The sequence below is a fragment of the Cysteiniphilum litorale genome (assembly GCF_003428165.1).
Taxonomy (GTDB): domain Bacteria; phylum Pseudomonadota; class Gammaproteobacteria; order Francisellales; family Francisellaceae; genus Caedibacter; species Caedibacter litoralis.
Genome location: NZ_QLIQ01000015.1, coordinates 48,655 through 64,743 on the forward strand (window position 1 = coordinate 48,655; position 16,089 = coordinate 64,743).

The 16,089-nt window shown below is 38.5% G+C and carries 13 protein-coding genes; 1 reads left to right on the plus strand and 12 read right to left on the minus strand.

Going from position 1 to position 16,089, the window contains the following annotated elements:
• Positions 1-39 precede the first annotated feature (39 nt).
• The 9 genes from DNJ75_RS07570 to DNJ75_RS07610 form a co-directional block, all read right to left on the minus strand.
• Positions 40-894 carry an ABC transporter substrate-binding protein gene (locus DNJ75_RS07570; protein ID WP_150468941.1) on the minus strand — a complete coding sequence of 285 codons (855 nt, stop codon included), beginning with the start codon at positions 892-894 and terminating at the stop codon, positions 40-42.
• Positions 887-1,564: an energy transducer TonB gene (locus tag DNJ75_RS07575; RefSeq protein ID WP_117002845.1), complete on the minus strand. Its 678-nt coding sequence runs from the start codon at positions 1,562-1,564 to the stop codon at positions 887-889. The genes DNJ75_RS07570 and DNJ75_RS07575 overlap by 8 nt, the downstream gene beginning before the upstream one ends.
• A gap of 10 nt (positions 1,565-1,574) precedes the next feature.
• A complete protein-coding gene (locus DNJ75_RS07580) occupies positions 1,575-3,659 on the minus strand; it encodes a TonB-dependent receptor domain-containing protein (protein WP_117002846.1) in 2,085 nt (694 codons plus the stop codon).
• 255 nt (positions 3,660-3,914) lie between these two features.
• Entirely contained in the window at positions 3,915-4,328 is a 414-nt protein-coding gene (locus DNJ75_RS07585; RefSeq protein ID WP_117002847.1) for a biopolymer transporter ExbD, read from the minus strand.
• A complete protein-coding gene (locus DNJ75_RS07590; protein WP_117002848.1) occupies positions 4,325-5,113 on the minus strand; it encodes a MotA/TolQ/ExbB proton channel family protein in 789 nt (262 codons plus the stop codon). The genes DNJ75_RS07585 and DNJ75_RS07590 overlap by 4 nt, the downstream gene beginning before the upstream one ends.
• 5 nt (positions 5,114-5,118) lie before the next feature.
• On the minus strand, positions 5,119-5,883 hold the full coding sequence (locus DNJ75_RS07595; protein ID WP_117002849.1) for a HugZ family pyridoxamine 5'-phosphate oxidase: 765 nt from the start codon (positions 5,881-5,883) through the stop codon (positions 5,119-5,121).
• 201 nt (positions 5,884-6,084) lie between these two features.
• Complete coding sequence (locus DNJ75_RS07600) at positions 6,085-6,555, minus strand: RES family NAD+ phosphorylase (protein WP_117002850.1); 471 nt, start codon at positions 6,553-6,555, stop codon at positions 6,085-6,087.
• Positions 6,552-6,983, minus strand: a complete 432-nt coding sequence (parS, locus tag DNJ75_RS07605) for a type II RES/Xre toxin-antitoxin system antitoxin (RefSeq protein ID WP_117002851.1) — start codon at positions 6,981-6,983, stop codon at positions 6,552-6,554. The genes DNJ75_RS07600 and parS overlap by 4 nt, the downstream gene beginning before the upstream one ends.
• A gap of 69 nt (positions 6,984-7,052) precedes the next feature.
• Positions 7,053-7,904 carry an isoaspartyl peptidase/L-asparaginase gene (locus tag DNJ75_RS07610; protein ID WP_117002852.1) on the minus strand — a complete coding sequence of 284 codons (852 nt, stop codon included), beginning with the start codon at positions 7,902-7,904 and terminating at the stop codon, positions 7,053-7,055.
• 527 nt (positions 7,905-8,431) lie between these two features.
• On the opposite strand from DNJ75_RS07610, the gene DNJ75_RS07615 reads away from it, so the two are divergent.
• The gene (locus DNJ75_RS07615) at positions 8,432-10,183 is read left to right on the plus strand and encodes a hypothetical protein (protein WP_117002853.1); all 1,752 of its coding nucleotides are present in this window, start codon (positions 8,432-8,434) and stop codon (positions 10,181-10,183) included.
• A gap of 102 nt (positions 10,184-10,285) precedes the next feature.
• On the opposite strand, the gene DNJ75_RS07620 is transcribed toward DNJ75_RS07615, so the two are convergent.
• From DNJ75_RS07620 to cphA, 3 genes are read right to left on the minus strand one after another with little or no spacing between them, the layout of a single operon-like run.
• Positions 10,286-11,116 (minus strand): cyanophycinase, encoded by an 831-nt coding sequence (locus DNJ75_RS07620; RefSeq protein ID WP_117002854.1) that lies wholly within the window; start codon positions 11,114-11,116, stop codon positions 10,286-10,288.
• A gap of 19 nt (positions 11,117-11,135) precedes the next feature.
• The gene (locus tag DNJ75_RS07625; RefSeq protein ID WP_117002855.1) at positions 11,136-12,836 is read right to left on the minus strand and encodes a Mur ligase family protein; all 1,701 of its coding nucleotides are present in this window, start codon (positions 12,834-12,836) and stop codon (positions 11,136-11,138) included.
• A 12-nt stretch (positions 12,837-12,848) separates the two neighbouring features.
• Complete coding sequence (cphA, locus tag DNJ75_RS07630; RefSeq protein ID WP_117002856.1) at positions 12,849-15,662, minus strand: cyanophycin synthetase; 2,814 nt, start codon at positions 15,660-15,662, stop codon at positions 12,849-12,851.
• Positions 15,663-16,089 lie beyond the last annotated feature (427 nt).

Sequence of the window (16,089 nt, forward strand, 5' to 3'; positions counted from 1 at the left end):
CGACTTCGCTCAGGATACGATCAGTCTATATTTCATTTTCTATAAATAAACCTTCTGCGCTAACAACAATTCAGTCTGTCCAAACTCAGCACCAAAATTATCAATGCGTGATGCATCAATTGTCACAATTTTAGTGTGATATTTTTCATGCAGATAGTCTAAAACCTGAGGGTAAGGCTTGACCATGTTTGCTGAAGCCTGCGCAATAACAATCACCTGTGGCTTTAAACTCATCAGCCCTTCTTTTGACACTGGGCGCATACCACTAAAGGATAAAATATTATGCGCTTTAATAAGCTGTAGCCAACGATCTGATTGGGTATCTTTACCAAGCATATAAGCACCATTGGCAGAAATCTGCAAAAGCATTAGCACTTGCTTTGGCTTGCCCTTACCCTCTTTAGCATACGCATTGACAATCTTATTGACTTGTTTAGTTTGCGCTTGAAGTGTTGTGATTAACTGCTGCCCCTCTTTTTGCTTACCGAGTTTGTTGGCAATCTCTTTAATATTTTTTTCAACATCACTTAGGCTTTTTACCTCAGTCAATAGCGTTGTTTGTACATCAAAAGCCTGCAGACGTGTTAACACAGACAAAGGAGAAATAGACGCATCCGCAATCACTATATTTGGCTTCACACTTAGTAAGCTTTCAATCGTCAATGCACGCATATAGCCTACATCCTTTACTTGCTTATTGTGCTTACTTTGTTTATTTTCCGCTTTCTCTAGCAGCTTAACGCTCTCAGTATCACTTGCCGTTATATCAACACCTAGCGCACTAACAATGGAACTAGCACTTGGTCCAAGTGTAACCACGGTTTGTGCTAAAGCTAAACGCATACTCCCTACTAGCAGCACAACTGACATGATAAACATTATAATTTTACGCACTTTTTTGCTCCTGTAAGTTAAATGAAATCATTTGCACCACACTTGCAGTTACTGGCGTTTTGCCACTTTGTGCAGGCTTGAAATGTAACTTCTTAAACCATGCGATTGCCGCTTGATCTAACACGCCAAAACCACTGGATTGAATAATTTTGACATCGGCAACCTGCCCTTGTGCATTAATAACCGCCTTAACTTTAACCTTGCCCTCTTCATTATTTTTAATCGCTGAACCTGGATATGTTAATTGAGGCGGGGTAAACGCCAATTTTGGTGCTTGTGTGATTTTGGCAATGGCTTGCTGCTTTTTAACATTTTGCCTCGATATTTCTTTTACTTCTTTTGTTTCTTTGGCTTGAGTTTTCACTGTGCTCTTGTGAGCTTCAGCTTTATGCTCTTTTGGCTTAATGATTTTTTGTGGCTTTTTCTCTTTTTGCTCTACAGCAACATTGGCTGTTTTTAGATCTTTAGCAACCGGTGTAGCGCTTGAAGCTGCTGTAGTTTCTGTGAGCTGTAAAGCCTGCATTAAAGACGCAACGGTCTGCGCCTTAAAATCAGTTTGCCCCAAATGCCATGTTGTTTTTGGTGTACTGTTTAATGCTGCCCAAATTGAGAAATTAATCGCAATAGACCCCGTAATGGCAATAGCAATTTTAAATACTCTGAGCAACATTCAATCTCACCTAAAAACGATAGTTAAGCTGTAAATAAATGCTTCGACCCATAGCAGGCACCAAGGTGCTGCCATCATAATCCTGATAATACTGATCAAATAGATTATCAATTCCTGCACTCATTGTGAAACCTTTGACAAAGTTTGGCTGCCATTGATATGCCAAGCTTAAAAGCGCATATCCTGGGACTTTAGGTGTATTATTTGGCACATGGTTTTGTGCTAAAGCATAATCAAATCGTGTTTGAACTGTACTGTCAATAACCCTAATCGGCACAGCGAATGCCACCATCCCTTTGGCTCTAGGGATAGGTAAGGCACTACCCGCAGGAATGGTATTGCCATTTTCATTACGATATGCCGATTTTGTTTTCCCACGCGTATAGGTAAAATTCGTCATTACTTCAAACCAATGATTTTGGTACTCAGCTGAAACGTTATAACCATATAGTTGTGCTTTGGAAATATTAATATTTTGATTTACTGCAGTATAAAACGGAGGACCATCATTACCTATATTACTATTTAAGATATAATCATCTACGTCGTTTAAGAAAAGATTACCTGTAACACGCACTCTCTGTTTATCTGCAAAATTGTGATCATAGACAAAACCAACTGTTTTATTATGCCCTATCTCAGGTTTGAGATTTGGATTTGGTATAAATCGTAAAAACACATAGCCTGAGTTAGGATGATCTCCTCCTAAATATAAATCTTGCAGCGATGGAATGCAATACCCTTCGGTATAACCTAGGTAAACCTTTAATGGATCAATCACCTTATAGCTAATACTCACTTGTTTGGTAAAGAATGAGCCATCATTATTCATATTGCCACTTGTGCTTTGGTAGCCATTAAATCGCCCACCAACAGTTATGTTTAGCTTAGGCAAAATATCCCAACTATCTTGTAAGAATGCACTATAAAGTTGCTGATTTGCTGTCGGAAAATTAGCGCTTGTTTTACTGCTATACCCATCATAACCATTGATATAGCTATACTCTGCCCCATAATACAAGCGTTGCTTATAAACAGTGGTTACATTTGATAACTGCATACCCGTCGTGTTGACATGCACATCTTGTGGTAAGGCAAAGCCTCCACCATTATTGGTTGGTGATGAGCCCAAATGATTTTCGTTGTAATATAATTTGGCTTTAAGATCAATATACGGATTATCTGGATTCCAATGATAGTCCAACATGCTTTGCGTTTGGAAGAAATTAAAATTTGAACTTGGGTTCTTTGAGTAAGTTTCTTTATTTACCGTTGCTGGATAAAGACCAACATTCTGCATTGATAAGAAGGATGCCTTCAAGGTTTGTGCTTTTGAGATATCCCAAACCGTTTTAAGTAAATATTGTAAATTATTACTAGCAGAATCTGCTAAGGTTTGACCATTACCCAAACGCACATTATTACTACGTCCAGCAACCACATCTAATAAATAACTGACATCACCGGTTTTAAAAGCAACGGCGGCATTGGCATCACCACTATAATCACCTGTCGCACCACCTAATCCAACTTGTCCACCAACGGATTTATCTTGAGCTAAAAAATCATTTGGATCTAATGTTTCAAAGTTAACTGCCCCTCCCAAGTTACCATTGCCATAAGCAATATTACTACCAGATTGACTTGCTGAGACTTCTTTATATAGTGCTGAGTTTAATAACTGACGTGACTGATTATGCCCAAAGGATGCCAAATTATTATTAATACCATCAATCCCAACAAAAACGCGATCATCTGACAAACCACCCAAGCTAATGCTTTGTGTTGTTGGTCGATTGCCACCAACCATTTGCACACCTACCATTTCATTTAATTGCATAGCTGTTGATTGAGTTAGATTCGTGCCTCCTCCTTGCTGCACTGAAATATTAGGTAAAGCGCTACCCGTTTCAGGTGCCACATTGATTTGACTTATTCTACTTTGTTTCTCAGGCATGCTTGGCAAAGCTTTCTTAACAGCAACCACCTGAATTTCACCTAAATCTACCGCTTGCGTATTTGCTGATTCTTCACTTGCATACATAAGCTGAGCAATGGCTGTTAACACAAGCACACTTAATAATTTTGTTTTCATTTTTAACACTCTCTCCCAAGTTATTCGTGATATCTGAATTTTTATCTGCAAGCACTTCCTGCTCCCTGAGCGTCAGTCGAAGGGTCTATCTAGACCAGACTCATGAAGGCTTCGACTCACGCTCAGCCAACGCTTACGCAATACTAAGTAACAAATGAGTAATAAGCTGAACACCCCTCACCCGCGCAGCTTATGCCACGCGACCTCTCCCGCAAGGGGCGAGGTAAAATAGCTTACCTTATTTCTTCACTATAACTAATGATTAACTTGTATATCTGCTGCAGTTAGACCTGTTTCTTTTAGCACCGCAAACACCTGTAGCATTGTTTGTAACGGAATATTTTTATCCGCCGCCAAGGTGATTTGCGACATTGATATCGTATCTTTTTGTGATAATAAATAACTTTTAAGTGTATCAATACTCGTAAAATGCTCACCATTGATCATATAATCGTGCGCCTTTAAATAAAGCGTTGTCTGAGCAGACTTGCTTTGCGTAACACTTGCCCCCTTTACATCAGGCAAAGGGAGTTTAAGCAAATGCTGAATGGGACCAGCTAACAGTACAAACATTACCAAAAGCACCAACATAAAGTCTAGCAATGGAATCAAGTTGGGTTCATCCACCTCCAAACTATTATGCTCATGATGGTTTAAACTACTGATCATAAGAGAGCCTGTTCACGCAAATTAATCATATTGGTTTTGTTATTTACCTTATTTGCTTTATTTGCCTTATTTACTTTATTTATTTCAGTTAAGTCGCTCATTTCAGCAATTTCTTTTTGCTCTTTTTGCTCTTTTTGCTCTTTTTGCTCTTTTTGCTCTTTTTGTTCTTTCTGATCTTTTTTACGCGCTTTTTGTCGATCTAGGCTTAAAATCAACTGATTTAATGCTTCTTCTGCATTTGCTAAATAACGCTCACTAAACTGTCGAAAACAATAAAATGCTAATAAGCTCACTAAAGCCAACACAATACCAAATGCCGTTGCATACATTGCCTCAGATAAGTACATAATCATATTCTGCAAACCATTGCCACTTAAGGACTCAGCTAATGCAGCAAATGAATGACTCATGCTCCAAATCGTACCCAAAAGCCCAAGCATTGGTGAAACAACAGCAAATAAATTAAGCCAGATTAATGGACGCTGCATGCGTTGACGTTGTTTGCGCATTAACAAGCACACTTCACCTTCAGCAAGTTCTTTAGGTTCAGTGATCAAAGGTGAAATATATCTTAATATAGGCTTAGCCAATGCGTTTAATCTTAGGTTAAGCGTCTTCTTATCATCACGATTAACCGCATTAATCAAACATTCTACCTTACCTAAATTAAGCTTCGGTAAACTGATAAAAGTAATTATCCGCTCGATACAAATCGCAACAATCAAAAAACTCACCGCCAACATAGCGTAGCTGACTAAACCAAATTGACTAAAGAAATGCCCCATAATATTTAAACTGCCTTTTCCATTAATGCTTCTTCATTACTTGCTATTTGTTGTCTTGCCTTTTTTGACATCGCCGCAAGTACCGCTCTTAACATCGAAAGATTTGTCACATCATGATCAAATGGAATATAGTGATTTTTATATTTACTCTGCAACCACATGCCTTCTTGATCAAAGTAGACCATCTCAAGCGAGCTATCTTCTGTTAATGAAATACCCGCACATTGACAATAAAGTGCTAACGCATCTTTATGATCTTCGTTCATATGCTTGATAGCACCATTAATCTCGTCGTCTTTAAACACCTGCTCAATACAGAAATTCTCTTTGCTCACCCAATTGATATCACCAAAGCCACCGATAAAGCGCACTTTTTCAATGTGTAATTTATAAAAGTGAAAATCATGGGTTTTGTCTTGATAATCTTTTGATTCTGGGAAAAAACGCGTATAAACACTTGCTGCCTTTTCTTCATCTTCCAAACGATTTAATCGTCCCAAAATAGTGACACGTCCCGCCTGTTGAATATCTTCTTTTTCATCTTCAATAATCGTTAATGACACTTTGTCATCTTTAGCAACATTGCGAGTATGCTGAGCAAGCTTACTAATATAAACAAGCACCTCACCATCGGTATCAAATGCATACGCCACCAATGAACCAAAAGGATAGCCAGGCATTGCGACAGATTGCGTTGCTAATACGCCATATAGCTTCTGTTTGGTTAACTGTCTTGCTCTTAGTGCCGTTTCAACTTTATTTGTTTCCATAAAAAAACCCTATGATTTAAATGATAATTATTGTCATTTGCGATAACAAGCGTAATGATAACCACTATCAAATATAAGTCAATAATAATAATAAGCAAATTTTTTATATACCCATCGTAAACCATTCTGTGGTTTTTGATGTCGAAGAAATTCAATGGCAGAAATACTGCAAAATGGTTTGGGGCGGGTAAAGTGAAATACTTACTTTGCTAATCGCGTATCAAAGCTAAAGTCTAATACTTTGGCTTTTTTGACTACCTTTGCAAATCCTTTATGCAATGGGTTTAGAATATAATTATACTCTCTTGGAACGATAACGCTTGGTACAGCCAATATTAAAGACTCACAATGCTTGAGCCATTGATCACCAATATCTGCTGTTTCAGGCGGTGCGGGCTGATCTTGCCATGAATGTGGTAATAGCTCAGGCTTTAAATAGTTTATCTCTGATTTTGGCAACTCAATTTGAAATAGTGTGTAATTTGGCAAAATAGCATAGTCCTCTAAATGGACAAATATTTCTAATATTGCGAGAGATTCTGAGCCTGCGCAATATACGCAAGGACTTCCTTTATTATTCCACCTTCCTCCATATATTCTGGCACCATCACCCGTAAATGCATCTTGTGCAAATTTGCTTTTCACCAATCTATAGGCAAATACTTTGCTCATACGAAAACGCCATGCTCAAGTCTGCCAATGAGATCAAGTACTGCTTTTGTTTCAGCAGATGTCCTAAGCATCTCAATCGGCTTTCTGCCACCCAATCCATTAACCGGAGACATTAACCAATGCAGTGCTTTCTGGTCGTGTCCTTCAAATAAATTCAAAGCTGATTTATAAACTTCTGCATAGCGATATAATCTATCACTTTCAGCTTCAGTAAAAAAACCTGCTTTATATCTTCTATTAAGTGAAGCCGGTGCTATCGTGGTAATTTTAGCAAGCTGGTTTTTTTCAATCCCAGAAATATCAGCCAATTTACTAAAAACCTCACAGCTAAATCCCTCATGAATTGCCTGATAGAGACGCTCACCACGTGACGGAATACCAACGGCATCCCAAAAATTATTTTGATTACTTTGATTACCCTGTTGCATAGCATCACCTTGTTATCGTTGATATATTAAGAATATATCATATGATTGAAATTATGCAACTTTGGTTATTTACTCATAAAACGTTTTAGCTTTCTCTCCATCATGATAAGCAAATAATGTTTGTGCAACTTGGGTTGAACCAGTCGAAATATTGCCCTTTTGATCTAATGCAATCAAACCCACATAATCATCCAAAGCATCGCTTTCTTTAATACTTTTAGCAACAGCCTCATCCAAAGACATACCATCTTTGACACGAGTATGTACTTTTGCTGCAACAGCTTGATTAACAATATGCTCACCAATGCCAGTGCACGATATCCCCATAATGCTTGATGCATAGTTACCAGCAACGGTTGGACTATCACCCACGCGTCCCGGCACTTCAAATCCTGCTCCACCTGTTGAGGTTAATGCGACAATACTGCCATGACTATCTAATACGACAACACCAATAGTCCCTGTTAAGCCTTTTTTTAACTCAAGATATTCTTGATAACGATGCTCAGTTATGGGGTTATATTCTGGCATTTTTAATGTATCATGTGCAAAGCGCGTTGCCTCATTGGCTGCGCATACACTGTGGTGTTCGTTTAAAAGTGCCAAAGCGACTTCACTGGGATATTGGATATTTTGAATATTAATCACGCCTGCAAATTTAGCTTTTGCACCATCCATAATTGAAGCTGACATGCGCACCTGTCCATCTTGCTGCAAACGCGAGCCCGTACCGGCATTAAATATGGGATCATCCTCTAATAATTTCGCCGCAAAAACAGCAGTTTTTAAGGCATTATCATAGGTTTTAAGAAAGGCGTAGGTCTCCTCAACAATGGTTAATAGATGTACATGGTAATCACTAAATTGGGTATTTTTATCCTCTCTAGCACCACATCCGCCATGAATAATAATTTTTTGCATTTTCAAAACACCTAGCTAGCCAGCTATTATTTAATTGGGCAATAATCTTATCAAAATAACAACGACTAAACCATTGTGCTAATGCTCGAGCTTTACCCACTTATTAATATCAGTTCTTCTCATTGAATTCAACTCGCCAACATCCAAATCCAAAGGTAACCTATTGTAATATAATTTAATTATTAAAAACATATTACTACAACACAATACATAGCTATAGTTGTTGATTTTTTTATTTCATGTATCATGCAAGACTCTATCAATCAAATATAAGGATATATTTTGTATGCATAAGGACAGGATTATCTGCACATTATATGAGGCTTTATTTGTGTTTCAGGAAGTTAGATATGGCTATGATTAACTCAACACACCTAATAGATGAGCAGTAATCCTATGAAACAGGGCGTAAATTAGGCTCGTTAAATGTTATAATTTCCTTGCAACATTAATAGAGCCAAACTCAATAATATTAGTACTTGTTAGATAACCTCTAAATTTTCACAAAAATTTACGAGGTTACACATATGAATTTTTTAAAAACCCTAATTAACCAATTAACATGGATCATAGTTTTATTATGCACAGGTTGCAATGATGTCAATGACGTGCATATTTTCGACGGTGCCAATGACGACGATATTCTTTTTGTCAAAGTAAGTAATGTGTCAAAGAATATAGTTTATGGAAAAAAGATAAATTTTACAGTTGACCTTCATAATGCAAATGCCTTTACATTTAAAAAAAATCCATCAAGCATAGTTAACACTGATTTTACTTTCAAAATTATTGGGAACAAAGAAATGATACAAATTGATCAAACTGGTAATGTTATAAACATTCAAAATAAAAACAATAGTGATCGAGATGTTGAAATACAAATTAATATAATCTCCAAAAATCGACACATTGAAACATTGACTTTTTGCCTCATGTCCAAAAAGCCATATTCATATATACTTTGGCAAAATAAAGACGATATAAACCATAACTTCTGGAGAGTGATTGATGGAATTGATACTCAATATATAATCGATAGAAAAATCAATACGATCGACACACTCAAAAGCTCATTATACCTTGGGATTATATCTTTGCTTATAAACCATGAACAACCAGCTAAGTTTACAAAGATCACAACACATGTTCATGAATATATACAAAAAAAAGGTTATCATAGCATCTCTAGCTTTAATCAATTTGCATTTAGTGAAGATAAGCTCTTGTTAATTGATCATCTTTACTTAAAAAGTGCTTTAGATATTCAAAATCATGAAGGGTCATTGAATGATTTTCTTTTATTTTATGATATTCCAACGCGCTTTTTCTACTTTCATAACATTTCGCTTTCTATGCTTAATCAGATAGATTCACAACAAAAAGTAACGCCAAAATGGTCTGTTTCTAATGTGGTCGAAAATAAGCTATACAAAGAAGAGTCACTATATCTACCGATTGGCATTTTTTCATTTAACCATAAGATAACAAAGTTTGTATTGGTGCAACCAAAAAAAACTACATTCACAATACTCGAATCAATTGAAGGTAGCTCTAGTCAAGCAGTAATTTCTGCAAAAGAAGCACTTTTGCTTAGTGACAGTATTGTTGTTAATGCTTCTGCTAAGAATAATCAAAACTCATCAAAAAACTCACTCCCCCCCTCCAAAACTAAGATAAAAATCGACAATAGAAAACAATTAAATCGCAATTATCCCGAACTCAGTACTGTGAATTTCCATCAAACTATACAGCGCAACGATTCGTCAAACATCAAAACTAACCAGCACGACAATCTACGTGACAACTTATCAGATACTAAAGAAAATGGAATCATTCCAATGAAAAATACTTCTCAAAATTTTCCACTGATGGATTATTCAAGGAATAATGAAGAGAAACTATCTTTAACTAACTATAGTTGCTCTGCTTTAAATACTTTAAACAAAACATCTAATAAGGCGAATAATGAAATAGCTAGCTTAATATATAAAAACAATGTCTCTTATTTTGATAATTTTAACTTTTCTTCTTACTATACGTGGGCTTTTTGTGCCTGTGCTTTAGCTATTAGCTACTATGTTGTTTCATACTGTAGAGATCGTGCGCCCGTAAGAACTTCAATGTTGTATCACCTTATGGCTTATCAGCTTCAAAATATGGCAGACAAATCCCTCCCCCCTGTTGATTTCGTTACAACTTACGGACATATGGTTGCTACAACTATATACGATGCAATAATGCATTATGGTGATACAGAACACCTGCCTGAGTTTATGTAAATATATTTGATCAAGTCATTTAGAGTTGATCTTTTGCTCACACATTAAATGATTTAGAGGTTATCTAAAAAGTACTAATCAATGAATAATTTCATTCAAAAACTAGAGCGTTGAGCTCACAACCTCAACTTCATGCGCATTTGTGTCATATTTACTGCCTTCAAGTAAGAGATGCATACGAATGCCTACCAAACTAATGGGATCATCATCGCGCGCATGTGGCATCGATGAATGCTCAATATGTGACATATCAATAATCGTTAATGCGCCACTACCTACAACCTCAATTACGCCATCATCAGCAAGAAAGGCACCTGTGTCCTCATCGATACCAACACCGGTTACAAAGGGATTATAAGATAATGCCGTTAATAAGCGTCCCAAACGATCTCGTTGTGAGAAATGCTGATCAACGAGTATTTTGTTAGTTAGCCCCAAGCCTGGTGCCATATTGACCATATTATAGCGTGGCATAAAACCAGTCGCACCACCAACAATCATATGCTCAGAGATAAAAGCAGCCCCTGCCGAAGTACCTGCTACATGCACACCCTTGGCATTACAACGACGAATCATGCGTGCCACTTTAGTACCACCAAGCACGGTTGATAACAGTAGCTGATTACCACCGGTCATAAAGATACCTGTTGCTTTTTCAAAGTGCTTAAGATAATCCTCATTATCGGTATCAGCACGCGCTTGAATCTCAAGGCTTACCGCATTTTTAACGCCCAGAGACTTAAAGACTTTGACATATTCGCTGCCCGTATCTGACAGCTTAGATGCCGTTGGAATAATCACAATATAGGCATCCTTATCACCAGCTAATTCGACAAACCGCTGTAAAACCTTGGGGGAAACCAGTTTATCTTCGCGTCCACCAATTGGGATGATATATCCCCTTTTTATACCTGAAACTGTTGGTGCAGGCATGCTCACTCCTATTTCTTTATTAATTACAATATGTCTTGACTAAGGCACCAACATCAGCAATCCGATCATGACAACAAAGCACGCAAACATCGCCCTGCTGTAATTGTGGAAGCATCAACTCAGCGCCAGATAATTCATCTTCAACTAAACGTATTGTATCTTTTTCCTGACCAAAACGAACCAGTGATGCTGCAATTTGCATGGGAATTTCTCCCTCATTGGCACCACGCAAATATTTCTTAAGCTCTTTGATCACAACCTCATGCGGCTTATACTTAGCAATTACTTTTGAGCTATCATCAATCAAATTGATTCTGTCGCCCGTTGTGCCAAATAACAAACTAAGCTTACCGTCTTTTGTTTGATACGCTTTCGCCAAGGATAAAATCGCTTCAAATCCCGCTGGATTATGTGCAAAATCAATAATCACTTTCGCGCCTGATGTGAGTGTGTAGATATTAGCGCGCCCTTGATTTTCTTTAGCTGTGTTTTGATAAGCACATAGCGCGGTGGTTATCTTGTCAAAAGAAATACCCAAAGCAAAAGCCAAGGCTATTGCGTGTAAAGCGTTTTCAATATTATGTTTTGCATGACCATTCATTGTCAGTGGCACATCATTAATATTAACTAATGTTTTTTCTTTGCCCTGATGCCACCAGATAAAACAATTATCAGCAACATAACAAGCATGATCATTTATTGTTAATTGGTTTAATACCTGAGGTGATATTTTTGTTTGGCTTATTAAAATTTTAGTATTAGTTAGTTGGCTAGCAAGCTCACGCAAAAGCGTATCATCCATGTTAATCACCGCAAAACTGTTTTCTGTGGCTAACGCACGATAAACAATGCATTTGGCATCAAACAAATCATTTAAGGTTTCAACACCATCCTCGCCCATATGATCATAAGAAACATTGGTCACCGTTGCCGCTGAAACTTGTGTCTCAATCAAACCACGCTTTAACAATCCACCGCGCGCTGACTCCAAAACAGCTATCTCAACCTCTGGATTAGTCAGCACAAATTGGTGTCCCGTGGGTCCTGAATAATCACCGCGATCAATAATCTCACCATTAATAGCAACCCAATCCGTTGAAGCGTAACCACTTACTTTACCAGCATGTTGACAGATGAAATTCGTCAAGCGCACTGTTGTCGTTTTGCCATTGGTTCCAGTAACAATCACCTGTGGAATATCATAGATGTCCTGCCATGGTAGCGATAAATAATCATCAGTTAATAATGATAACTTATAACGACCAACACCAGAGCCAACATAAGCGTGATCTTTTTCTCTAAAGATATTTAAACCATGTGACTTAGCATTAGCATACAATATACGATAGGCAAGATTTTGCTCTTCTTGAATTGCTTGAAGTAAGCTTGCCTTTTGCGATTCATCCAATGCCAAAACGTCATTATTTAAGAACTCATAACATGCCGCATGCCATGTGTAATCTATAACATCACAACTGGCAAGCAAGATATCACAAGGAGCGGTAAACGCTAAACGCAAACCCTCACTATACGCCTTATGTGCTAGCTTATACTCAGAGAAACCAAGTAAAGGCAACAGTCGTTCACAATTTTCTTGCCATAACTTAATAAACTTTTCTTGATTGGTCTTAAGTGGGATATCAAGCACAACACCCGTCTCATTAAAAAATAAATTAGGTCCGACTAAACGCCTTGAATAGCCTTCAGGAATTTCATGCATCTTTACACCTACTTAATCGGCATCTTCTTCAACAACAGCAACAAGGCGAACACCACGTTCATCGGCAATAATACCACCTTGCATCATCTGTACAATCTCTTGTGCCAAACCATGATTTTTGCTTAATTCAATGGTTGTATTAGTCTTTGTTGTAACGGTATTTTCCGAAGCTTCACCTTCTTTATTGAAATGAATAATTTGCTTCCAGGTGCGTTTGATATTATCTGCAAATACCACCAATAGATCACCAGCGTTGGCATGTTGCAATGCATAATCAACTGCTTCTTGCTCGCTTTCAATAATCTGAATGTTATTCTCAGGAATTCCAGCCTCTAGCAATGCTTCTTTTAATTTATGTGGAACCTCACCAGACTTACGCCCTCTTAGACCATCATCTTGCTTACAGATAAACCGATCAAAATAAGGAGCTGCCGCTTTGGCAATATTGGCAATATCCTGATCACGTCTATCCCCGGGAGCTGCAATCACGCAAGTTTTAATGCCCTTAGCATCAATCTGCTCAACCAACTTACCCATTGCTAAAACAGCTGCTGGATTATGACCATAGTCCATTAGTACCTTAAATGGATGCTCATCAAACCAGTTCATACGCCCTGGCGCTTGATAAAACGAGGTTGTAAAGGTTCTAAGTCCATTTTTAATATCATCTAAGCTCATATTCATACTATAAGCAATCGCCACAGCAAACATGGCATTTTGTACATTGTGAACAGCTCGCCCTTCCATTGTTGCAGGAATCAAATGTGTCCATAATACCGGCATGTGAATATGATTATCAAAGATGGTGATCATGTCGCCATTAACACCCTTCTCAATGACAACGGCCTTACCGCCTGCGCGAATATGCTCTTTGACCAAAGCATGCTCTGGATTCATTGTCACATACATAATATGCTCAGCTTGTGTATAAGCGGATAATCTTAAACAATGCGGGTCATCGGCGTTTAATACAGCGACATCGCGTGCTGCATCAGTCACAATACGCTTCACTTCCGCTAATTCCTCTAATGTATTAATACCCTTAAGTCCCATATGATCCTCAGCGATATTAATACAAGCACCGACATTGCAATAATCATAGCCAAGACCACTTCTAAGCAGACCACCACGTGCCGTTTCAAATACAGCCACATCAACATTAGGGTCACGCAGCACCATTTGTGCGGACTTAGGTCCTGTCATGTCACCGGCAACACTTAATTTACCGTTGACATAAACACCATCAGTTGTGGTAAAGCCCACGCATTTACCAGCGATCTTCCACATATGGGCAACCATACGCGTTGTTGTTGTTTTGCCATTGGTGCCCGTAATGGCTGCAATTGGAATACGCGCGCGCTCTGTATCAGGAAATAACATATCCATCACCGCACCTGCAACATCGCGTGGATAGCCTTCACTTGGTGATACATGCATTCTAAAGCCAGGAGCTGCATTAACCTCACAAATCCCACCTCCCACTTCTTGATAAGACTGGGTAATATCAGGGGATAAGAAATCAACCCCGCCAACATCCAAACCAATCGCAGTGACCGCACGCTCTGCCATCTCACGATTATCCGGATGCACTACATCGGTTAAATCAATCGCAGTACCTCCAGTTGAGAGATTCGCTGTTTTGCGTAAATAGCAAATTTCACCCATAGGCAAAACACTCTCTGAGGTTAGTCCGGCTTTTTCTAATAGCGTCAATGCTTGGTGGTCAAGCTCAAGACGCGTTAATACCTTCTCGTGCCCAACACCGCGCCTTGGGTCTTCATTGACAAGATCAATAAGCTCCGCAATCGTATGCTCACCATCACCAACAACATGCCCAGGAACGCGTTTTGCCACCGCGACTAATTTACCATTAACAACCAACATACGATGATCAAAACCTTCTACATACTGCTCTAAAATAACCCAGCGACCATGCTCTTTTGCTACTACAAATGCTTGTTTTAAAGTTTCATCATCTTGAATATTAATGCTTATGCCACGACCATGATTACCATTTAACGGCTTAACGACTAATGGATAACCTAAGTGACGGGCAACGGATAACGCATCACTTTCATAGCGCACACTGCGTTGCTTAGGCACAGGTAAGCCTAAGCCATTTAAAATCGTATTGGTTTGCTCTTTATCACAAGATATCTCAACGGCAATATGCTTGGTCTCACCGGTAATGGTCGCTTGAATACGATTTTGATACTTACCATGACCGAATTGCACTAAAGACTGGTCATTTAATCGAATATACGGGATATCGCGTTTTGTTGCGGCTTCCACTAATGACCCAGTACTTGGACCAAACTCTTTACTTTGGGCAAACTTAATAAAACGAATCTTCTCGTTTTCAAAATCAAAATCTTTAAGATCAACATTAAGCGCTTGCTGTAGCTCTTGAGGTAAAAGAGAAATCAGTAAATCACGTGCTAAGAAGCTCGCCTGCAAACCAACATCTTTTTGCTTATACTCAAACACCATATTGTATTGTCTTGGCTCACCAGTGCCGCGCGTTTTACCAAAGCTTACATTGCTACCTGCAACATCCTGAAGCTCAATTGCTACATGCTCCCAAATATGCCCCATCCATGTACCTTCATCTTCACGCATGCGTCGTATAAAACCACCTGGCTCACGATAGGAGCAACCATGCTCTTTCAGCCCCGGAAGCGCCTCAACCAAGGCCTCAATAAAATCAGCACCAAGCTTTGCCGATGGCCACTCTTCCAAAATACCCAAGTCAATAACATGTCTTATGACCGGAAAGCTGGCATAGATGTTTGGTCCAATATAGACATTCGTGGATAGTATTTGCATCGCATTCTCCCTGTTTGTAATTTTTCTCCAAAGACACTGGTTGTTAGGATAATCAAAGTTAAACCCTTTGTATAGCAGACATTGACGCTTCCTATGTCAGAATTTTTGTATTTTGCAATTTCAGACAACAATTAGACTTCAACTTATACAATATTTTATTAGATTCCTGAAAACTCCCCAAAAAATTAACAGTATGAATTTGCTAAGCTTACTATCCATGGTTATGGATTGCCTGCATCCTGCAGCAATGACGTCATTGTCGACAGGGAAGTCGGCAATCCAGTTTGCCAGGATGGCAACCACGGCTGTCCCATCTAAAAACCTTGAGTCAAAATAGTGCTTAAAGTCTGATTTCCCCAGGCTGCTTTCTTACGTAATCCTTTGATGCCAACGTTCTTAAATTTCCCCTTTGTATTATTTAGCATAT